Below are 18,982 nucleotides of genomic sequence, written 5' to 3'. Positions count from 1 at the left end.
GCACGCCTTACGTCCCCCCCCATGAGAATAACGTCGCCATAAATAGCGTCTGAACGTTGCGCACACTTTTTGAGGGTGATTGATGCGTAACATTACGGCCAATTCGGCCTGCGTGATGATCAGCGTAAGCGTCGAGTGAACGCTGCACTGGCTTTCGGCATTCGAGAGGATGGTGTCGCTTCGTTTTGAGCGGACATTATTCCGTTAAAGGTCAGGGTGGCGATGCCACCAGCGAATTCATATCCAAGGAATCAAAACGATTACTGCAATGGGAAGCGCCAGAGCAGCAAGTAACGTTTGACTAGCGATTATGCCCGCCATAAGAGGTGCGTCGCCGCCTAGCTGTCGCGCCATGATGTACGACGACGAAGCTGTGGGCAGTGCCTGGAAAAGCAATGCCGCGATTGCTGCTTTGCCGTCCAATCCAAACAGATGACATGCGCACAGCGTGGTCAGTGGCATGATCATGAACTTGACCACCGATGAATATGCGACGGGTCGAACCCAACTGCGCAAAGAGCCCAGCTCAAGTGCTGCCCCTACACACAGTAAGCCTAGTGGTAAGGAAGCTCGCCCTAAAGCCTTTATCACAGGCTCAATGCCAGCAGGCAGGCCCAATCCTAACGCTTGAAGCAGTATCCCTCCGAAGCAAGCGAGTACAAGAGGGTTAAGTGCCAACTGCCTGGCAACCTTTCCCGCAGACATCCTGCCACCTGTGCCATAGCGTGCGAACACCAATACGCAAAGGATGTTCACGGTTGGCACTATTGCAGCATTGGCTACGGCAGCCAGAGCGACGCCCTGAGCACCGAACAACCCGGCCACCACTGAGACGCCCACATAGTTATTAAAACGCACCCCTCCTTGGAAGACGGAAGTGAACGCAGCGTCGTTCCCCTGAATGATCCTACGAGCCCCGACCATCAGCACTGCGACAATGACTGTCGAGAGTACAAGCGCCATCATCATCCCTTGGACTGGCACGTTGTCCAACTTAGCCGTCGCAAGACCATGCAAAAACAGCGCTGGCAGGAGAACGTAGTAGCCCAGGCGCTCGGCCTGTGGCCAGAAACTGTCTTCCAGAAACCGACTGCGCTTGAGCCAGGCGCCCATCACAATCAGCAAGGCAATAGGCGCAAGCGCAATCAAAAGTTCGGCAGTCACGAGTACGCCCCGAGCGCACGCACCAACCGTTTACACCCTTCAACCAAGGTGGCCTCGTCTGTGGCAAAAGACAGCCGAAGGTGACCAGCTAGCCCAAAAGCACTCCCCGGAACTGTTGCGACGCCGACTTCGAGCAGATCAAGTGCGAGAGATTGATCATCAATGATCATTTTGATCTTAGGAAGCAGATAAAACGCGCCCTCTGGGCACGACACCTCCAATTTATCGCTTGATCGGAGGACATGAAGTGCAGCATCTCGGCGCTGACGATAGATTCCGTTGCGCTCAGCAAGAAAGCTTCGTGGCCCTTCAAGCGCAGCGACCGCAGCAAGTTGGCTCAAGGTACTGGTCTGCGTACAGTTTTGAGATTGCACGGTCGTGATTGCGGAAATGAGTGACTTCGACCCGCAACCCCAACCTACACGCCAACCTGTCATGGCGTAGGCTTTGGATACACCGTCGACGATAAGGATACGGCCTGCCACATCTGGTGCTATCGACGCCAATGTCAGATAAGGATCTTGGGTGAATCGGATTTCTGCGTAGATATCGTCGGACAGCACCATCACATCAGGGTACTGGCGCAGAACTTCAGCCAACGCTTGCAAATCGGTCTCGGAGTATAGTGAGCCCGAAGGGTTACCAGGTGCATTGAGAATCACCCACTTGGGCGATTTTGCCAAGCGCAGTCCTGCTGCCAAGTGCTCCGCTGTTAATCGGAATCCTTCCGAAGCAGTGGTCGGAAGAATGATCGGGTGCGCACCGCACATCTTGATCATCGCGGGATAACTGGCCCAGTAAGGCGCTGGAACTATAACTTCGTCACCGGGCTTAAGCGTCGCCTGGAAGGCGTTGAAAATGATCTGTTTTGCACCGCATCCAACCGCGATTTGATCATCGCCGAACTCTAATCCCCGGTCTTCCCTTGCTCGCATACGGATAGCACTGCGCAGAGACTCGATACCGTTCGATGGGGAATACGTCAGACGGTTGCTTAACGCTAGATGCGCAGCGTCGAGTACATGCTCAGGGGCATTGAAATCAGGTTCGCCTAGCGTTAAGTCAATTACATCCCGCCCCTCAGCGCGCATGGCGGCAGCACGTTCGGCCATGAGCAGGATAGGCGATTGGAAAGCGCAGATTGGAGTTTCGTTGCTGTGCATGGTGCCCTTCCGAGTGCGTTTGTATGGGCACTACGATAAGGGCTCGATACCTAAAGAAAAAACGATTTAAAATTCACGTTTCAACAAGTTTTACTCATTGGTCGTTATGTAGGAGCATACCTTTTCACCGCCTGTGCTAGGGCTGCTGCCAGACGTCCGAGTGGCCTTTCTTCTTGCTCCAAGAGCACAACACGACGCGTTCTCTGCGGTGATCCAAACGGCTGGACTTCCAGGTGTTCGAGTTGTTCGAGGTTCTGGCTGGATAGTGGAACCACTGACACCCCCAAACCGCTGGCAACCATCTGGATGATCGTATCCTGACTGTCTAACTCCATACTGGTTTGCACGCGCAGCCGCATCCGACGAAGCTCCCGATCAATGGTGCGTCCGGCCCAAGCCCTGCGGTCAAAGCGGATAAACGGTAATTGCTGAAGTAGCTGCCGAAAATCCAAACCTGCACATGAGCCCGGAGCAATGATCCAAAAGCCTTCTTCGTAGAGTGTTGTACTAACCAAGCCGTAGGGGTGCGGTTTCACAGGCTCTGTGGTGATTGCTACATCCAACTCGCCAGCCTCTACGCGCGAGGCCAATTCGGCAGACATGCCCGAGGCTACGTTTATGCGTAGATGTGGGTGCTCGGCAGCTAGGGTGGCCAGAGCAAGTGGCAAAGCACCCGCCAGCGCCGTCTGGATGGCTCCGATTTTCAGTCGACCGCGCAGCTCGTTATCACCACCTATATCCGAAGCAATGCTGTCGTAAAGTGCAACGATCTCGCGAGCCCGCTCCACGGCCACATGGCCTGCGTCGGTTAATACAGGCAATCTACGCGAGCGGTCGAATAACGAAGCGTTGAACTCATCTTCAAGCGACTTTACGTGCAGGCTCACTGCCGATTGTGTGAGGTAAACTGCCTCCGCAGCTCGCGCAAAAGAACCGTGCTGAGCAATCGCAATTAAGGTACGAAGCGCGCGCAATGACAAAATGATCTCTCCTGTTTTGCAGTCGGCAAACAGTTTACTGGATTGTTTAATGCGTGCTGACTTATCGAAACTGATCACGGCCTTCTGCGGGCCCTTAGCAATCTTGATCGATTGGGTTGCCGCGTCACTCATTGGTGCGCGGTGATAATACCCCCGTCAGCGGAGCCTCAGACTATTGGAAGAGTGTCAGACAGCTACATGGGTTGGCACTCTTTCCAGTGCATTCTTTTCGAGTAACGGGCGGTAATTGCAGGCGTCGCGGTGATTATCATCAGTCGTACTGGAAATGATCGGGCACCTGTGATGGCATTGACTCGCCAACGTTAACTAGGGATCCACTGATGTGGCAGCAGATGGCCTATCTCGGCCGCCCACTGCGTCGGCAGGCGCGTGAGGGCATCTTTTTAATAAGCACACGGTTCATGCCCATTGAGCTAAGCCGACTGGATTCCCGGGTAACGAAGGCTCCTCGGATTAGATAACTCAATGGCTATCAACGGAGGGCTTCGAGCGCTTGTAGCTGTGCGGCGAGGTGCTTTTCGAGCTGGCGGAATTCTGCGAGTTTAGACATTGGAAGCAGTTGCCCGTATCAGCCGATAATGACAGCGCCGCTGGCGATCACGACGCACGCCAGTATCCGGCGCGCGGTGAGCGTCTCGCCGAGGAATACATAACCAATCAGCAACGCAAACAGCACGCTGGTTTCGCGCAATGCCGATACCGCGCCCAGCGGCGCTTCGTTCATGGCGTAGATGACCATTGCATACGCGAGCAAAGAGACCAGTCCGCCGACCACAGCCGTAACGGTTCCTGGCCGAACCGTGAACAAGCTGCGCGGGCCACGCAGGCCGATGTAGACCAGTGGCATCAGCACGCCCCACAGGACGCACATCCATACGGTGTAGGCCAGCGGCGCGCCGGACAGCCTGGCGCCGATGCCGTCGACGACGCTGTAGGCCGCAATGAAGCAGCCCGTTCCCAGCGCATAGGGCAAGCTGGGAACCGACAGGTTACGCCCTTTGAAGGCCAGCGAAATGATCCCGCCTGACACCAGCGCGACACCGAGCAACTCGCCAGGGCTGATGCTTTCTCCGGCGAAAACGGCCGCACCCAAGGTGATCAGCACCGGCGACGATCCGCGTGAAATCGGGTAGATCTGCCCCAGGTCGCCGACTCGGTAACTGCGCACCAGGAACAGGTTGTAGCCCACGTGCAGCAACCCCGAAAGCAGCGCGTAGCCCCAGCTTTCAATCGCGGGGGGGACCATGAAGGCTGCGGCGACCATACACACCATTGCAATGGCAATGCACATCACCGTCATGGACCACAGCCGATCGGCACCGCTACGCAGCAGTGCATTCCAGCTCGCATGCAGGAGCGCGGCGAAAAGAACGAGGCAGATAAGATGAATAGGCATGCGCCACTGTAGGCAATCCGCTGCCGGGACTAAAGAGAAGTCTCCTCATCGCAGCATGAGTGAATGCTCATGGCCTACGGATCTATACGTTGTACCTTCTGCGCCTCACTGACCAACCATTGGCGAAAGCTGGCGATATGGGGCTGGGATTAGATCCCTTTGGGGCAGACGAAGTAGTAAGCCAGCGGCGAAGGAACAGTACAGTGACTCAATGGTGCTTAGGTGCCCAACAATGCGAGCGCTTGTCGGTTTCCGGACAGTCGACGTGGCGCACAGCCCAAAAGTAGTCGCTACACGGCCATTTTCGGTTAATATTTTCTGAGTGTTCTGCGCAGATGTTAAGAAAATCTTGGGTCGGTTAAGAAAATCCAGCCAACGACAGGGGGGGAAATGGGAAATCTCGTGGGTTACGCCCATTTGATCGATGCGATGGGCCTGAAGGCTATAGGGGTCAAGAAGCCTGCACTCGTTCAACCCGTCACGCGCATCAAGCAGATCAACGGCGCGCTTGCCGTGCCACAGGCGGTTGCTCCGGAGACTGGGGATTTTCTCGCCCACATCATCTTTGCGCTCAAACATGAGGGCGTCAACCTGTCTGTTTTGGCGCAGGCCCTGCCTCGTATTGAAGGTCGACTACTGGTCGAGGCCATAACCCTGACGCCCAGCAGTGGCTATCTGCGCAAAATCTGCTTCCTCTGGGAAGCCTATTCCGACCGTTTACTGGACTACACGGACAAGCCTCGCGGCCCCGGCGTCGTGCTGTTTGATCCAGAGCGCTACATCACGGGCCCATCGGTGCGAAACAACCGCTGGCGCGTGGACTTCAATGGACTCGGGACACTTCACTATTGCGCGACGGTAGAACGCACGCCTGAGGTCCAGGCCCTGCTTGAATACGACATTCTCGGACGTTCGAAAGAATTCATTGCTTCCTTACCCAGGGAAATGATGGATCGCGCCATCAATTGGGCGTACCTGAGCGAAACAGATTCTTCATTTGCGATTGAAAAGGAAGCACCCAGCGAGCAGAAGTCAGAGCGTTTTGTGCAGTTGCTTCGCCAGGCACATGAACGCCAGCCTCTTACCGAAGACTACTTGGTCTCTCTGCAAAACAGTGTGATCAGCCACCCGCTCGAATGGGCGGTGGCCTTCCGGCATGAACAAAACCACCTGACCAACTCCTTCCGAGGCGCGGCGGGGGTGACCTACATCCCCCCTCCTCCAGACCTTTGCCGAGACCTGATGATCGAACTCATGGCCTTCGCAAACCGGGCACCTCTGGAGCTTGACCCGCTGGTGGCCGCAGGCATTGCCTCGTTCGGGTTCGTCTTCTTGCACCCCTTCATGGATGGGAATGGCCGACTGTCGCGCTTCTTGATACACCAGGCTTTGTGCTGCAGTGGTGCGCTGGAGAACGGGTTGTTGCTACCGATCTCCGTGGCCATGAAACGCGAGGAGCAACGCTATCTTGACGCGCTGCAGAGCTTCTCGAAACCTGCGCGGCAATTCTGGGACGTTCGTTGGGTCGATGCCGACAACATGTCGCTCGACTTCACCGGCGACCCAAGCCTCTATCGCTACTGGGATGCGACTGAATGTGTGGCCTTCACGCTGGAAATGGCCAAGCGGGCATTGGAAGTCGAACTGAGGGAAGAAACCGAGTATTTGCAACGGTACGACACGCTGCTCAAGGTGGTGAATGACAATTACGACGTGCGCGGCAGCCTCTTGAGCAAGTTGATCATGCAGTGCCTGGACCAGAACGGGGTCGTTTCAAAGGGCCGGCGCAAGCAATACAACGGGTATATCCAGGAAGAGGTTTTCGACTTTCTCGAGGGTCACGCCCAGGCCCTTCTGGGAGAAGCCTTCGCAGCGCCGGACGATCAATCGTCAGGCGACCGGGGCGGTTGATTTGATGGTCACTGGGCCTCTCGAGCCCCTTTGACAATCACCGCGAGACTTTACCGATCTCGGAAACGACCTGCATCACAGCGTCCTCGACTGCTCCTTCGTTGCGACACACGACCCAGCCCTGATCTGCAGCGGCCTGTTCGAACATCTCGCTGCAGACCACATGTTCTGCATACTTTTGAATCACCGTACCCCCCAGTCCCCTGGATCGGTTTGCTGCCCGCGCCCAGGAAATAGCCGGTTCGGTGATGACGCCCACATGCAGGTCTGGCGTTTGCACACCTCGATCCCTGTTCAACTGCAAAATCTCTGCAAACGGGATTTCGTGGCGAAACGCGGCATCAGATGGATACCAGCGATCAATCAGGATCATGCTGTCTTGCGGCTGCCGGGTCAGCACATGCTGGGAAATCCAGCGCCTGCTTTTAGCAAACCGCTGGCACACGACCCATTCAAGCTCACTTGAAGGATTTCTGGCAAGCTCATTGACCAGGGCCATGGTTTCACCCCGGTTGGGGTCGCTTTTTCGCTCGCAGAGTCGGACAACTTTCTGGTTGCCCGCCCTCAGTGCGGCCGTAACCGCCTCTAACAGCGTGGTCTTGCCGGTTCCCTTGGGCCCATCGAAAGAGATAAACAGCGGACGATTCATTATTCACGCAGCGATTCAGACGTTGGTGCGCACTGTAACCTCATATGGCCCGCGCCCAAACCAATCAGCCATCTTCTGCGCCACCGTGCCCGCGGTGCCGAAGTTGCAGTGCCGGAGCTAGTCGAACGAAAAGCCACTGTATTCATGGTTGCGCAAGTCGGCGTACCGGCGGTAGTTACTCAGCTTGATTTCATTATTGAAATCTTCCTGATCGACGTAAATTCCGCGCTCAGGGAGCGAGGGAAAATCTGCGTCGGGCATCGCTAAAAGGTGTGGGTTCACGACAAACTCCTTAAGGTCGGCCCTCAAGATGCCAAGCATGAAATGGGGCAGCAGCCCTCCCCTTATGGCAACTTCCCGTTGTCCTGCATAATTTCCAATCCGCAAAGTCGATTAATGCCTGCGAACAGGGCTGATCACCCCATCCAGCCAATGGCCGTCTTGGGAATGACTTCCGACTCATCCAACTTCGACGCAAACATACTGACGGCTTCCACCGCATCATGGGTGCTGGTGCGAATTTGCAGGATCACCGAGCCGGCCTGGTCCGCCAGGCTAACACCGCGTTGCGCGCCTGCCTGGGTCGACTGCATGCTGCTCACCGCCTCGCGGGTTTCCGAAAGGATCATGCCGATCATCTCGGCAATCTCTGCGGTTGAACGGCTGGTACGCCCGGCCAGTTGCCGTACTTCGTCCGCTACTACCGCAAAGCCACGGCCTTGATCCCCGGCCCTGGCCGCTTCGATCGCGGCGTTGAGCGCCAACAGGTTCGTCTGGTCGGCGATGCCGCGAATGGTATTGACGATGGCTGTGATCTGTTCGGAGCGATCGCCCAATTGCCCCACCAGCCGTGCGGACTCGCCAATGTTGTCAGCAATGCGGCGCATCTCCGTGGCGGTCTCCTGGATCACTTGGGTGCCATGCTCGGCGAAGCGCTCGGTCTCCGAAGAGATATGGTAGGCCCGGGACGCGCTGCGCGAATCCTCTTCGAATTTTTCTACCCGCTCAGTGATGTCGCTGGCGAACTTGACGATCTTGATCAACTTGCCATCGCCGTCATACACCGGGTTGTAGCTGGCCTCCAGCCACACTACCCGGCCATGTTTGCCCAGGCGTTTGAACTGCCCGGTGAAAAACTCACCGTTGTTCAAGCGGCGCCAGAAGTCAGCGTATTCCTGGCTGTTGATCAGCTCGTTTTCACAAAACAGCCGGTGTTGTTTGCCTATGATTTCCGCCAGGGCATACCCCATCACATTCAAGAAGTTTGCGTTGGCGTCCAACACCAGGCCTGTGAGGTCGAACTCGATCACGGCCATGGCGCGATCCAGGGCGGTCAACTTGCTGTGGGTGGCGGCCTCTTGCTCGACCTTTTGGGTGACGTCGAGGGCGTACTTGACCACTCTCAGCACCTGGCCCCGGTCATCCAGCACCGGGTTGTAACTGGCTTCCAACCAGAGCGTGCGGCCTTTGGCATCCACACGTTTGAACGTGCCGGAGACAAATTTTCCCGCCTTGAGATCGGACCAGAACTGGCTGTAGGACGGGCTGCTTGTCAGTGCTGGCAAGCAAAATTCCCGGTGAGACTTCCCGATCAACTGGTCGGCGGTATAGCCAAGGGTTGTCTGAAACTTCTCGTTGGCCCGCAGCACTTTACCGTTAAGGTCGAATTCGACCACGGCCATGGAGCGCTCGAGCGCGGCGATCAATCCTTTGAACTCGGTGGTTTCGGCCGTCCTGGCTGCCAGTTGTGTTTTGAGTGCTTGATTGAACATGCCGTACCCTCAGCCGAGATGAACCGTGTGTATTGATTCGCTATCGGCTGGGGAGTACCTGACTTTACGCGGCACAGGAGGATTATTTTCTGTAGACGTGGATCGATCAACACGAAACGGAACTCCCTCCCGGGAGTTCTCTCATCTCGGCTCAGCGGCGAAAGAGACGGTCCATCACCAACAGGGCCACAGCGCCAATCGCAATCGCGGCGACGGGTTTCTCTTTGACGAACGCAGATACGCTGTCCAGTGCATCGCCATAGGTCTGAGTCAGCTGACCGGCAGCTTGGCGTCCAGCCCCTTCGGCTTCCAGCTTCGAATCCCCAAAAAGTTTCCCGACGACGCTCTGTGCCTTCCCTGCAACCTTTTCTGCTACACCTTCGACTTGTTCACTTTTCATAAATCACCTTACTTTTGCGTGTAATGGGACGATCCAGGGTCAGCATGAGCCAGTGGCTAGCTGCAAAGCATTAGGGGCAGGACCGCCAGAATAGGTTCAAAATATATGTTGAGACTGCGGACCAACATCAACAGGGGGGTGGCGGTGAAAAAGAGCGAGCTTCCGGTGAAAATCTGCGCGACGTGCGGCCTGCCTTTCACCTGGAGAAAAAAATGGGCGCGTAGCTGGGAGGAGGTTCGTTATTGTTCGGAGCGCTGCCGGCGCAGCCGGAGCTCACCAGTCTCTGCACCAGGCACGGACTGATAATTTGAATCCTTCAGAGGCAGGGAGGTCATTTACCAGGAGAGAAGAAGACAACAACGCAACGGGAGAATCTCATGAGCCTTGCAATGACCATCTTCAGCCTAGTTGCCGCATGGATCTCGATAGCCATTTCCATGTTATGGGGCATGATGCGCATCGCACGTCGACATCACGCACTCGTTGCGCACAACAACATGGCGGGTCACGCGCCTTTGACGAATACCCTGGAATCGCGTCGATGCATCCAACGACGCTCGATGGCCGCTACTTCGTAGTCAAGGGCAAGCTCTGGCGCTGCAGCAACCCTTCACTCCCCGCAGACGTTTGACACGCATTGGCACTACCGGAAGATGAAAGCCAGGGCTCAACGCCCTGGCCACTTTCACTTTTTCTTTTTCGCCGGTTTATCGGACTTCTCTGACTTCTTCGGCTTGTCTGCCTTGCTGTCTGATTTCTTTGCAGACTTTTTCGGCTCGGCATCCTTCTTCTTGTCTTTCTTGTCAGAAGACTTTGACAGCGCCGAGGCCGCTGCGGATTTCTTGGCCGGGGAAGACTTCTTGTCCTTCAAGTCCTTACTGGCTTTCGAAGCTTCATCTTTGCTTTTCTTATCGTCTTTAGCCACGTTATCCACCTCTAGCAGAATGCCGTTATTGGCATATCGCCTGTGCCTTTGCGCACAGGCTAAACGTTAGGCGAGCACGTTGAAGCGCCGTTCCAATTATTTACGCCTCCCCCACCGGGTCCTGAATTGTAGAGAACCGCCAACACTGCCCTGCCCCCGCCCCAGAAATAATGAACGCGTGGCGCCTGCCAGTCTCAGAACCCTGTATGCCAAGGGTTTAATTCATGGCGTCAAAAGCCCATGCCATCATCTACCGGAGGACCTCCATGCGTCCGGAAACATCGTTCATATTCGACCTCGATGGGACGCTGACTGACAGCGTTTACCAGAACGTAGCGGCCTGGAAGCAGGCACTCGACTCGGAAAACATCCCGCTCGCCATGTGGCGCATCCATCGAAAGATTGGCATGAGCGGAGGCCTGATGTTGAAAACGCTGACACGCGAAACCGGCGTGATCATTTCAGAAGCGCAAGGCAAAGTGTTGAGCGAGAAGCACGCAGCTGCCTACGACGCCCTGAAACATCAAATTACGGCACTGCCGGGGGCCGTCGAGCTACTCGACACGCTCACCGAAGAAAATAGACAGTGGTGCATTGCCACCAGTGGAGGCTCGTCCACCGCCAGGATAAATTTGGCGGCCCTCGGCCTGGATATCAACGACATCAACATCATTACCCGTGACGACGTCAAATACGGCAAACCGGATCCCGACCTGTTCCTGGCTGCGGCCCAAAAGCTCAAGGCGCCCATCGATCAATGTGTGGTCGTCGGGGATGCCATATGGGACATGCTCGCAGCCCGGCGCTGCAAGGCGACGGGTGTCGGCCTGCTCTCCGGCGGCTACGACATCGGCGAGCTTGAACGAGCGGGTGCGCTGCGGGTTTACGAGGATCCTCACGACCTCTTGCAGCATCTCGACGAAATCGCCACCAGGCCGTAACGCCAACCTGCGGCAAGACCTCATGCGACCACTGCCGCGGCCTGTACAAGCGCCTTGGCCCGCAGGGCTATGGACGACAGGTAGCCACGTCGCCACACCAGACCGATCGGGCAGCGAATGTGTTCGGAGCAAATCGGCAGCATGACGACGTTCGCCGGGAGGCTTTCCGGCGACACGGCGCGCGAGTTTAAAACGCTTACCAGTGAGGTACGCGATACCGCCAGCATCAGAGCCGGCAGATTATTGGCTTCGAAGACCAGATTGGGTAGTGCAATCCCTTCGAGGGCAAAAGCCCGTTCAAGCTGGCTACGCGCAAATTCGTGCTTGCTGGAGCCGGCCCACTGATAGCTGGCCAGATCACTCATCGACACACTGCACTTGCCCGCCAACGGATGCCGATCACTGACGATCAGTTGATAATCGTCTTCCAGCAGGTGCAGCACTTCAAGGCTTGGATCAACGCGCTCGGGCAACGGCAACAGGGCCAGTTCGACGTCGCGGTTCGCCACGGCATCCAGCAGTGCGTCGCTGAACGCGGTGACAAAGTTGATGCGTGCCGCTGGCCGCTCGTCTATCAGCCGAGGTAGCAAGGCGGCCAAGGTGAAATTAGCCGCCGCCGGCGTCGCACCAATGCGCAGTATGCCCGCCTGGCCGCCCGCCAGGTCGCGCGCCTCCTGTTGCGCGTCTTCGAGTTCCCGCGAGATAGCACGACTGCGCACCAGGAACGCAGCACCGGCGTCCGTCAGTTCGATGCCGCGTGAGGAGCGCACCAGCAATTTCACCCCCAGCCGCCGTTCCAGCCGCTGTACCGATTTGGTCAATGCAGGCTGGGACACTCCCAGGCGCTCGGCCGCCCGGGCCAGGCTGCCGGCAGTGGCTACGGTGGAAAAGTACACCAAATCGTCTTCAAGCATCGCCATTCCTGTTGGTTATTGCGGAATACGCCATCCGTTATTTCAGTTTATACCCTGGCGCGCTCATGATTATTTCGCTGCGCTATTCAATCAACCGGAGCCGCCACCATGAGCCACCCCCTTGTTGCGATGCCCTCCTCCCACGCTACCAGCCTGCAAGGCCGCGTCAGTGACGCCGAATGGAACGCCCGTGTGGAGCTAGCGGCGGCCTACAGGCTGTACGCGAGCTTCGGCTGGGATGACCTCGTCTTCACTCACATTTCGTGCCGAGTGCCGGGTGAAAACGGCCACTTCCTGATCAACCCCTATGGTTATCTGTTCGACGAAATCACTGCCAGCAGCCTGGTCAAGGTCGATTACCAGGGCCGTAAGGTCGCGGACTCGCCCCATGACGTGAACCCAGCCGGTTTTACGATCCACAGCGCCGTGCATGCGGCTCGACCGGATGCCCACTGCGTGATGCATGCGCATTCAATCAATGGTTGCGCGGTCTCCGCACAAGCGGAGGGTCTGCTACCGTTGTCGCAACAGTCACTGTTCGTGCTGGCATCGCTGGCTTATCACGATTACGAAGGCGTGGCACTCAACGATGATGAAAAACCACGGCTGGTTGAGCACTTGGGCAACCGTACCTTCATGATGCTACGCAATCACGGATTACTGACGGTGGGTGCCAGTGTGGCCGATGCCTTCCTGGCGATGTATATCTTTGAAGCCGCCTGCATGATTCAAGTGCGCGCGCTGTCGGGCGGTGTGCCGATTACGCCGATAGGTTCCGATGTGCTGGCCGGTATCGCGGCTCAGGCGCAACAGGTGACCCACGGCCTGGGCGGCGCACTCGCTTGGCCAGGCTTATTGCGTCGACTCGACCGGATTGATCCCGGCTTTCGCCTCTGACAGGAACCAGGTATGAAACCGACTTTGCAAGCCACCTTTCACCACATGCGCGACGGTACGCTGGATGATTGGCGCGTGATCGCAGACGAGCAAAAGCTGCATGCCCTCAAGTTACCCGACCGCATTCTCGACCACCTGCGCTTGCTGGCCGGCGACTACGGTGGTTTTGCCGTGGATCGGCTGACCCACAGCCTGCAGACGGCCACACTGGCGCACCTTGATGGCCAGGATGAGGAATACGTCGTGTGTGCATTGGTGCATGACATCGGCGATACGCTCGCCAGCTTCAATCACGCGGACATGGCCGCGGTCATATTGCAGCCCTTCGTCAGCACGGAGAACCACTGGATGGTGGCCAATCATGGCTTGTTTCAAGGCTATTATTTTTTCCAACACCTGGGACTGGATCGCAATGCGCGCGATCGATTTTCGAACCTGCCAGACCTTTACCAGCGAACCGTCGAGTTCTGTGAAAAGTACGACGCAGCCGCGTTCAACCCCGCGACGGAAACACTGCCCCTGGAGTTTTTCGAACCGCTGTTGCGACGCGTCATGACAACCCCCAAACGCAGTATCTACATGCCGTCCAACCAACGCTGACCGCGTCGACCCCTATCACAACAATCGCGCCGCAATGACGGCGCTTGGGAGAGTTCCTTGTCTGGCGACCTACTCGCAACAGTGCTCATGCCGCTGTTGCTGGCATTGATCATGTTTTCGCTCGGATTGGGTCTGGTACCCGCTGACTTCAGGCGTATTGCGGCACAGCCACGCGCGTTCCTGCTCGGTTTCGTTTGCCATTTTGTGCTGTTGCCGCTGGTATGTTTCGCCCTCCTCCTCGCGTTTCCTCTTCCCGGAGCGCTGGCGGTCGGGTTCATGCTGATTGCGGCCTGTCCGACAGGAACAACCTCTAATCTGCTGACCTATATTGCCCGCGGCGATGTCGCCCTGGCGCTCAGCTTCACCGCTGCGGCCAGCCTGGTCACCATCGTCACGCTGCCGCTGATCGTGACGCTGGCAATGGGGCACTTTCTTGGCGCGAACCAGAACATCGACTTCCCGGTGGGCTTCATGATGATTCAGGTGTTCGCCATGCTGGGCCTTCCCGTCGGACTCGGGATGCTCACGCGGCGGGTATGGCCGCAGGCTACCCAGCGCTTTGAGCCACTTGCGACGCGCCTGTCGACGCTGGCTTTTGTGGTAATTGTGATCGGCGCGGTCGTCAAGAATTGGAACCTGTTCGAACAGCACTTCAGTGTTGTGGCACCCCTGGCCGTGGCGCTCAATGTGCTGATGCTGGCCCTGGGCTTCGGCGTGGCTAAAATTGGCCGGCTGGAGCGGCGTCAGGCCGTGACCGTCGCCATTGAAACGGCAATGCAGAACGCCACACTGGCGATCGTCATCGGCAGCACGGTACTGCAGGACGATTCCCTGGTTGTCCCGGCAGCCATCTACGGCGTGCTGATGTATGTGGGCGGCCTGGCCTTCGCCTTTTCGGTGCGACGGTGAAATGACTGCATGCCGCCCTCCGTCTTGAGGGCGGACACGCCATTCAGGGTCAAGCCATCAGCTTTGTGTCAATAATTGATTGTCCTTGGCGACGGCGCGTGCGTAGGCAGGCCGGGCCATCAGCCTTTGCGCATAGTCCATGAAGGCTTGTCGGCCAGGCAATGTTTGCAGCCCCAGGCCCCATCCCACATGAGAGCCGACGTAGATATCGGCAGCGGTAAAGCGCTCGCCTGCTATGTAGGTTTTGGATGCGACTGCGCGCTCCAACTGATCGACCGTGCGATCGTAACTGCCGTAGCCCAGGAAAAACGCCTGCTCGGTCGTCGGCGTAAAACCAGCACGGAAATTCGTTACCGCCTGCTCCACCGGGCCTGCGGCGAAGAACATCCAGCGGTAATAATCTGCGCGCTCGTCTGCGGTGGGAGCCAGGCCGGCCTCAGGAAACGACTCGGCGAGGTAGGCGCAGATGGCCGCGCTTTCGGAGATCACACGGCCATCGTGCACGATCGCAGGAATCTTGCCGATGGGGTTGAGCTCATCGAAAAACCGCTGCCGTTCAACATCTGCGCGGTCAGGCCGGGCAAGCTCCGCGCCGCCCCAGGGATCTGACTCGCTGCTGGGCCGATAGTCCATGACAACCGTCTCATAGGGGCAGCCGATTTCCTCAAGCATCCAGCGCACGATTCGGCCGCGCGAATTGGGGTTGGTGTAGAACGTGATCGTCATAACTGATGTCCTGCTGAGTGAAAACCTGGGGCAAAGGTTAGAGGTGATCGACGCGGGTTAAACTGGCAACATACGCCAGATCGCTCGCCGTTCGCGCCAATGACCGTTCAAGCCCCATCAGGCGGCTGCCGAGCCACGACCATTCAACCCCGGCACGGTGCACGCCACTTTGGGCCGCACGCTGGAAGATGGAACAACGAAATGCCGATCCACGACGCGGTCTCGACGGCCTGCAAACTGCCCCAATCGTTCTGGCAAGCCGTTACGCAACTGGGTTTAGACCCCGCAGCGGTTCTGCAGCACGCCCATCTTCCGGGCACCTGGCATCTGGACGACACCCGTGTGATCAACACTCCTCAGCTTTTCGCCATCTGGAATGCGATAGAAGCACTGAGCGGCGATCCATCTGCCGGTATCCGCATGGTCACGCAAACGAGTACCTCAACGCACATGCTTGCGTTCCTGGCCGCTACCTACGCCGCTGACTTTCAGGACGCACTCACGCGCCTGGCCCGCTTCAAGCGGCTGTGCAGCCCCGATCGGATGTGCTTCGACGAGCGCCGGGGCAACACCGTGGTGACGATCGAATGGCCCGCAGACACACCACCCGAGCCCCACATAGCGGTGGATGCCAGCTTTGCACTGTTGTTGGAAGTGGGGCGTCGAGGCACTGGCAAGCACCTACTTCCGGTGTCGGTAGACCTTCGACGCGCCGCCCCCGCAACCGGTTGCCACGCGGTTTTTTTTGGCTGCCCCATTCGCTTCGGGACCCAGCGAGACCGGCTGGTGCTGGCCTCAGCCGACCTGGCGCTGGGATTCCCCACGCACAACCCTGAATTGCTGCAGATGCTGACGCCGGCGCTCTCGACTGCCGTCGACGAGATTGAACAGCACGCCAGCTTGGGCGAGCGAGTGAAAGCGGCATTGAAGCGGATGATGGCCGAGGGGCGCACGGACATGGCCACCGTGGCCTGTGAATTGGGCTTCAGCCCTCGCAGCCTTCAACGCAAAATCTCTGTTGAAGGTAAAACCTTCAGGGCACTGCTGACAGAAGCACGCAGTGAACTCAGCCGTGAATTGCTCGGCAATCAATCACTCGGCGTCAAGGAGGTGGCCTACCGACTCGGCTACCAGGACACGAACTCGTTCTACAGAGCCTTTCGGGGCCAGGAAAAAATCACCCCGGGGCGCTGGCGCAGGCTCGATCATTAGACCCAAGACTGGCATGCCCACGATGAGTGCCACAGGCTTGGATTGGCCATTCGCACTGATCGTCTCAGCACCCTTTCAAGCCTGCACCACCTGCCCTCGCAGCGTTGCGATATCCCGCTTGGGTGGTGCGCCAAACAGGCGACTGTACTCGCGGCTGAACTGAGACGGGCTTTCATATCCAACCTTGTAGGCCGCGCTGGACGCGTCCTGATGTTCGTTGAGCATCAGTCGCCTTGCCTCATTCAGTCGCAGCCACTTTTGATACTGCAGCGGGCTCATCGTTGTGAGCTGGCGGAAGTGGTGGTGAAACGTCGGAGCGCTCATCTGCACCCTGGCGGCAAGCTCTTCAACGCGAAGTGCCGCTGTGTAGTGCAGCTTGAGCCAATCGATGGCTTTGGCGATCCGATAGCCCTGGCCATCGACCGACGTTATTTGACGCAGCCGGCTCGCTTGATCGCTCTGCAAGACCCGGTAGTGAATCTCTCGCTGGATCAAGGGGGCAAGAATCGATATGGATTCGGGCTCATCCAGCAGCGCCAACAATCGTTCGAATGACGCCAGCATGGCGCTCGTCATCGATCCGATCCCGACACCCTTTGCAACTGAGCGGTCACGGGCAGGTGGCAGGTCGCTTTGCGTGATCAACTCTGCAAGCACACGCAGATCAAGCTTCAACACCAGTCCGAGGCACGGTTGCTGCGCAGAGGCAACCAGCACCTCAGAGTTGGCAGGCAAGTCCAGTGAAGTAATCAAAAACCGCGATGTGTCGTAGGGAAAGCCCTCGCCTCCCACCCAAAGCCGCTTCTCGCCGCGAACGACGAGGATGATGCTCGGTTCAACCATGCAGACGATGGGCGGCGCCGGATGCTCGCGCCGGAACAAACCCAGGCCTGGTATGGCGGTTGCGCAATCGCCTGGTTTGGAAATATGCGCGCCAATGATCTGCGCAAGCCTTTCCTGTGTCGATGTCTGCCGGGGGGTGAGTGTGTTCGTCATAGTGATCTCATACCTCTGGTTTGAACTCTAACCCGCGCGCGCGACTGCGTCCCTCAAATAAAACCCTCCTCACAGGATCAGGCAAGTAAACCAGCGGATCGCACTACATAGCCCTCAAGTGGAACGGGAGAATGTACATCCAACCTGCACGTGATCGCCGAAGGGTTGAAAGGTCGAGTCTTCCTCGGATGAGTGCCGCCAGTGGCGAGCTCACCCGTCAATGTGAAACCAGGAGTCAAGCATGGACATTTCATATTCCCGCTTCGGGGGGATAAAAAGTGCGGTATTTGCTGGGCTGGCTGCAATCGTCACTGCGCTGCCAGCAGATGCCCGAGAACCCACACAATCACGTCGGGAGAGCGCCATGAACCTGACTGAAGAGTGGGACAAGACGTTCCCTCCAAGCAGCAAGGTGGAACATAAAAAAGTCACGTTTAAAAATCGCTACGGCATAACGCTTGCAGCGGACTTGTATATTCCCAATGAGCACGGCACCCAGCCGCTACCCGCACTGGCCATCAGTGGGCCGTTCGGCGCTGTGAAAGAGCAATCCTCCGGTCTGTATGCACAGACCATGGCCGAACGTGGTTTTGTCACGATCGCATTTGATCCATCCTTCACCGGTGAAAGCACAGGCGAACCCCGTGACGTTGCCTCGCCGGATATCAACACCGAAGATTTCAGTGCCGCCGTGGACTTCCTTGGCCTGCAACCGCTCATTGATCGTCAGCGTATCGGCATTATCGGTATCTGTGGTTTTGGGGGCATGGGTCTGAGCGCGGCTGCGGTCGACAAACGCATCAAAGCGGTAGTGACCACCAGCATGTACGACATGTCCCGGGTCATGGCGAATGGCCTGAACGACAGTATGACCAAAGCCCAGCGGTCACAGGCCTTGGAGCAACTCAGCCAACAACGCTGGGTAGACGCTGAACACGGTACGCCTGCCTCAGGCCCGCGCATCTTGCCGGAAAAACTCCGTGGTAACGACGGTGCTATCGCCGAGGAGTTTTTCGCCTACTACCGAACCCCAAGGGGTTATCACAAGCATTCGCTCAATTCCAATGGCGCGTGGACGGCCACAACTCCGCTTTCGTTCATGAACCTTCCGTTGCTCACTCACATCAATGAGATCTCGCCGCGTCCTGTATTGCTCATCGCCGGTGAGAACGCACACTCGCGTTATTTCAGCGAGGATGCCTACAAGGCTGCTGCGGAACCGAAAGAACTGCTCATTATCAAGGATGCCAACCATGTCGATCTTTATGACCGCCTGGATAAAATTCCTTTCGACAAAATTTCAGACTTTCTCAGTACCCACCTCAAGTAGTTGACGCAATGCGAGCCGGATGTGGCCCACCCACCTCCGGCCTGCAGCAATAAGCAATGTGCACGCCTGAGCGCGT

The 18,982-nt window shown here is 57.4% G+C and carries 19 protein-coding genes and 3 pseudogenes; 8 read left to right on the top strand and 14 right to left on the bottom strand.

Annotated elements, in window-relative coordinates:
• Positions 1 to 237: 237 nt before the first annotated feature.
• The 5 genes and pseudogenes from CQ041_RS06230 to CQ041_RS06210 form a co-directional block, all read right to left on the bottom strand.
• Entirely contained in the window at positions 238 to 1,164 is a 927-nt protein-coding gene (locus CQ041_RS06230) for an AEC family transporter (protein ID WP_105521595.1), read from the bottom strand.
• Positions 1,161 to 2,327, bottom strand: a complete 1,167-nt coding sequence (locus tag CQ041_RS06225; RefSeq protein WP_105521594.1) for a pyridoxal phosphate-dependent aminotransferase — start codon at positions 2,325 to 2,327, stop codon at positions 1,161 to 1,163. The genes CQ041_RS06230 and CQ041_RS06225 overlap by 4 nt, the downstream gene beginning before the upstream one ends.
• A gap of 104 nt (positions 2,328 to 2,431) precedes the next feature.
• Complete coding sequence (locus CQ041_RS06220) at positions 2,432 to 3,307, bottom strand: LysR family transcriptional regulator (protein ID WP_105521867.1); 876 nt, start codon at positions 3,305 to 3,307, stop codon at positions 2,432 to 2,434.
• A gap of 496 nt (positions 3,308 to 3,803) precedes the next feature.
• Positions 3,804 to 3,878, bottom strand: a pseudogene (locus tag CQ041_RS06215) (transcriptional regulator); the annotation flags it as partial.
• Between the two features lie 18 nt (positions 3,879 to 3,896).
• The gene (locus CQ041_RS06210; RefSeq protein WP_105521593.1) at positions 3,897 to 4,724 is read right to left on the bottom strand and encodes a DMT family transporter; all 828 of its coding nucleotides are present in this window, start codon (positions 4,722 to 4,724) and stop codon (positions 3,897 to 3,899) included.
• Positions 4,725 to 5,114: 390 nt separating this feature from the next.
• Between CQ041_RS06210 and CQ041_RS06200 the strand changes: the two genes are divergently transcribed.
• On the top strand, positions 5,115 to 6,635 hold the full coding sequence (locus CQ041_RS06200) for a Fic family protein (protein ID WP_105521592.1): 1,521 nt from the start codon (positions 5,115 to 5,117) through the stop codon (positions 6,633 to 6,635).
• Between the two features lie 37 nt (positions 6,636 to 6,672).
• Here the strand turns inward: CQ041_RS06200 and CQ041_RS06195 are convergent, their stop codons facing one another.
• The 5 genes and pseudogenes from CQ041_RS06195 to CQ041_RS06180 all read right to left on the bottom strand — a co-directional run bounded on the left by CQ041_RS06195 (position 6,673) and on the right by CQ041_RS06180 (position 9,456).
• Positions 6,673 to 7,284: a dTMP kinase gene (locus CQ041_RS06195; RefSeq protein WP_105521591.1), complete on the bottom strand. Its 612-nt coding sequence runs from the start codon at positions 7,282 to 7,284 to the stop codon at positions 6,673 to 6,675.
• A gap of 117 nt (positions 7,285 to 7,401) precedes the next feature.
• A complete protein-coding gene (locus CQ041_RS26295) occupies positions 7,402 to 7,566 on the bottom strand; it encodes a hypothetical protein (RefSeq protein ID WP_156088628.1) in 165 nt (54 codons plus the stop codon).
• A gap of 134 nt (positions 7,567 to 7,700) precedes the next feature.
• Positions 7,701 to 8,174: pseudogene (locus tag CQ041_RS26735) on the bottom strand (methyl-accepting chemotaxis protein); the annotation flags it as partial.
• Positions 8,175 to 8,288: 114 nt separating this feature from the next.
• Positions 8,289 to 9,056, bottom strand: a pseudogene (locus CQ041_RS26730) (PAS domain-containing protein); the annotation flags it as partial.
• Positions 9,057 to 9,207: 151 nt separating this feature from the next.
• Positions 9,208 to 9,456, bottom strand: a complete 249-nt coding sequence (locus CQ041_RS06180; RefSeq protein ID WP_105521589.1) for a CsbD family protein — start codon at positions 9,454 to 9,456, stop codon at positions 9,208 to 9,210.
• Between the two features lie 144 nt (positions 9,457 to 9,600).
• Between CQ041_RS06180 and CQ041_RS06175 the strand changes: the two genes are divergently transcribed.
• Positions 9,601 to 9,759, top strand: a complete 159-nt coding sequence (locus CQ041_RS06175) for a DUF2256 domain-containing protein (RefSeq protein WP_105521866.1) — start codon at positions 9,601 to 9,603, stop codon at positions 9,757 to 9,759.
• Positions 9,760 to 10,141: 382 nt separating this feature from the next.
• On the opposite strand, the gene CQ041_RS06165 is transcribed toward CQ041_RS06175, so the two are convergent.
• Positions 10,142 to 10,381, bottom strand: coding sequence for a hypothetical protein (locus tag CQ041_RS06165; RefSeq protein WP_177429358.1), 240 nt, complete (start codon positions 10,379 to 10,381; stop codon positions 10,142 to 10,144).
• Between the two features lie 266 nt (positions 10,382 to 10,647).
• On the opposite strand from CQ041_RS06165, the gene CQ041_RS06160 reads away from it, so the two are divergent.
• Positions 10,648 to 11,322: an HAD family hydrolase gene (locus CQ041_RS06160; protein ID WP_105521586.1), complete on the top strand. Its 675-nt coding sequence runs from the start codon at positions 10,648 to 10,650 to the stop codon at positions 11,320 to 11,322.
• 20 nt (positions 11,323 to 11,342) lie between these two features.
• Here CQ041_RS06160 and CQ041_RS06155 read toward each other — a convergent pair whose 3' ends face one another.
• Entirely contained in the window at positions 11,343 to 12,236 is an 894-nt protein-coding gene (locus tag CQ041_RS06155; protein ID WP_163001893.1) for a LysR family transcriptional regulator, read from the bottom strand.
• Positions 12,237 to 12,344: 108 nt separating this feature from the next.
• Between CQ041_RS06155 and CQ041_RS06150 the strand changes: the two genes are divergently transcribed.
• The 3 genes from CQ041_RS06150 to CQ041_RS06140 all read left to right on the top strand — a co-directional run bounded on the left by CQ041_RS06150 (position 12,345) and on the right by CQ041_RS06140 (position 14,642).
• Positions 12,345 to 13,133, top strand: coding sequence for a class II aldolase/adducin family protein (locus CQ041_RS06150; RefSeq protein ID WP_231501191.1), 789 nt, complete (start codon positions 12,345 to 12,347; stop codon positions 13,131 to 13,133).
• Between the two features lie 12 nt (positions 13,134 to 13,145).
• Positions 13,146 to 13,733 (top strand): HD domain-containing protein, encoded by a 588-nt coding sequence (locus CQ041_RS06145; RefSeq protein WP_105521584.1) that lies wholly within the window; start codon positions 13,146 to 13,148, stop codon positions 13,731 to 13,733.
• 87 nt (positions 13,734 to 13,820) lie between these two features.
• On the top strand, positions 13,821 to 14,642 hold the full coding sequence (locus CQ041_RS06140) for a bile acid:sodium symporter family protein (RefSeq protein WP_105521583.1): 822 nt from the start codon (positions 13,821 to 13,823) through the stop codon (positions 14,640 to 14,642).
• Between the two features lie 57 nt (positions 14,643 to 14,699).
• Here CQ041_RS06140 and CQ041_RS06135 read toward each other — a convergent pair whose 3' ends face one another.
• Positions 14,700 to 15,368: a glutathione S-transferase family protein gene (locus CQ041_RS06135; protein WP_105521582.1), complete on the bottom strand. Its 669-nt coding sequence runs from the start codon at positions 15,366 to 15,368 to the stop codon at positions 14,700 to 14,702.
• A gap of 201 nt (positions 15,369 to 15,569) precedes the next feature.
• Between CQ041_RS06135 and CQ041_RS06130 the strand changes: the two genes are divergently transcribed.
• Positions 15,570 to 16,580, top strand: a complete 1,011-nt coding sequence (locus CQ041_RS06130) for an AraC family transcriptional regulator (RefSeq protein ID WP_105521581.1) — start codon at positions 15,570 to 15,572, stop codon at positions 16,578 to 16,580.
• A 75-nt stretch (positions 16,581 to 16,655) separates the two neighbouring features.
• On the opposite strand, the gene CQ041_RS06125 is transcribed toward CQ041_RS06130, so the two are convergent.
• The gene (locus tag CQ041_RS06125; RefSeq protein ID WP_105521580.1) at positions 16,656 to 17,576 is read right to left on the bottom strand and encodes an AraC family transcriptional regulator; all 921 of its coding nucleotides are present in this window, start codon (positions 17,574 to 17,576) and stop codon (positions 16,656 to 16,658) included.
• 241 nt (positions 17,577 to 17,817) lie between these two features.
• Between CQ041_RS06125 and CQ041_RS06120 the strand changes: the two genes are divergently transcribed.
• Positions 17,818 to 18,906, top strand: coding sequence for an alpha/beta hydrolase (locus CQ041_RS06120; RefSeq protein WP_105521579.1), 1,089 nt, complete (start codon positions 17,818 to 17,820; stop codon positions 18,904 to 18,906).
• Positions 18,907 to 18,982 lie beyond the last annotated feature (76 nt).

The sequence above is a fragment of the Pseudomonas sp. MYb60 genome (assembly GCF_002979555.1).
Taxonomy (GTDB): Bacteria; Pseudomonadota; Gammaproteobacteria; order Pseudomonadales; family Pseudomonadaceae; genus Aquipseudomonas.
Note: the sequence above shows the minus strand (reverse complement) of the source record. Positions and strands in the feature narration are given on the sequence as shown.

What these genes read in the sequence shown, in the direction of transcription:
- CQ041_RS06225 (WP_105521594.1), bottom strand. Translation starts at nt 2,327, where the DNA reads ATGCACAGCAACGAAACTCCAATCTGCGCTTTCCAATCGCCTATCCTG.
- CQ041_RS06210 (WP_105521593.1), bottom strand. Translation starts at nt 4,724, where the DNA reads ATGCCTATTCATCTTATCTGCCTCGTTCTTTTCGCCGCGCTCCTGCAT.
- CQ041_RS06200 (WP_105521592.1), top strand. Translation starts at nt 5,115, where the DNA reads ATGGGAAATCTCGTGGGTTACGCCCATTTGATCGATGCGATGGGCCTG.
- CQ041_RS06195 (WP_105521591.1), bottom strand. Translation starts at nt 7,284, where the DNA reads ATGAATCGTCCGCTGTTTATCTCTTTCGATGGGCCCAAGGGAACCGGC.
- CQ041_RS06180 (WP_105521589.1), bottom strand. Translation starts at nt 9,456, where the DNA reads ATGAAAAGTGAACAAGTCGAAGGTGTAGCAGAAAAGGTTGCAGGGAAG.
- CQ041_RS06160 (WP_105521586.1), top strand. Translation starts at nt 10,648, where the DNA reads ATGCGTCCGGAAACATCGTTCATATTCGACCTCGATGGGACGCTGACT.
- CQ041_RS06155 (WP_163001893.1), bottom strand. Translation starts at nt 12,236, where the DNA reads ATGCTTGAAGACGATTTGGTGTACTTTTCCACCGTAGCCACTGCCGGC.
- CQ041_RS06150 (WP_231501191.1), top strand. Translation starts at nt 12,345, where the DNA reads ATGAGCCACCCCCTTGTTGCGATGCCCTCCTCCCACGCTACCAGCCTG.
- CQ041_RS06145 (WP_105521584.1), top strand. Translation starts at nt 13,146, where the DNA reads ATGAAACCGACTTTGCAAGCCACCTTTCACCACATGCGCGACGGTACG.
- CQ041_RS06140 (WP_105521583.1), top strand. Translation starts at nt 13,821, where the DNA reads ATGCCGCTGTTGCTGGCATTGATCATGTTTTCGCTCGGATTGGGTCTG.
- CQ041_RS06135 (WP_105521582.1), bottom strand. Translation starts at nt 15,368, where the DNA reads ATGACGATCACGTTCTACACCAACCCCAATTCGCGCGGCCGAATCGTG.
- CQ041_RS06130 (WP_105521581.1), top strand. Translation starts at nt 15,570, where the DNA reads ATGCCGATCCACGACGCGGTCTCGACGGCCTGCAAACTGCCCCAATCG.
- CQ041_RS06125 (WP_105521580.1), bottom strand. Translation starts at nt 17,576, where the DNA reads ATGACGAACACACTCACCCCCCGGCAGACATCGACACAGGAAAGGCTT.
- CQ041_RS06120 (WP_105521579.1), top strand. Translation starts at nt 17,818, where the DNA reads ATGGACATTTCATATTCCCGCTTCGGGGGGATAAAAAGTGCGGTATTT.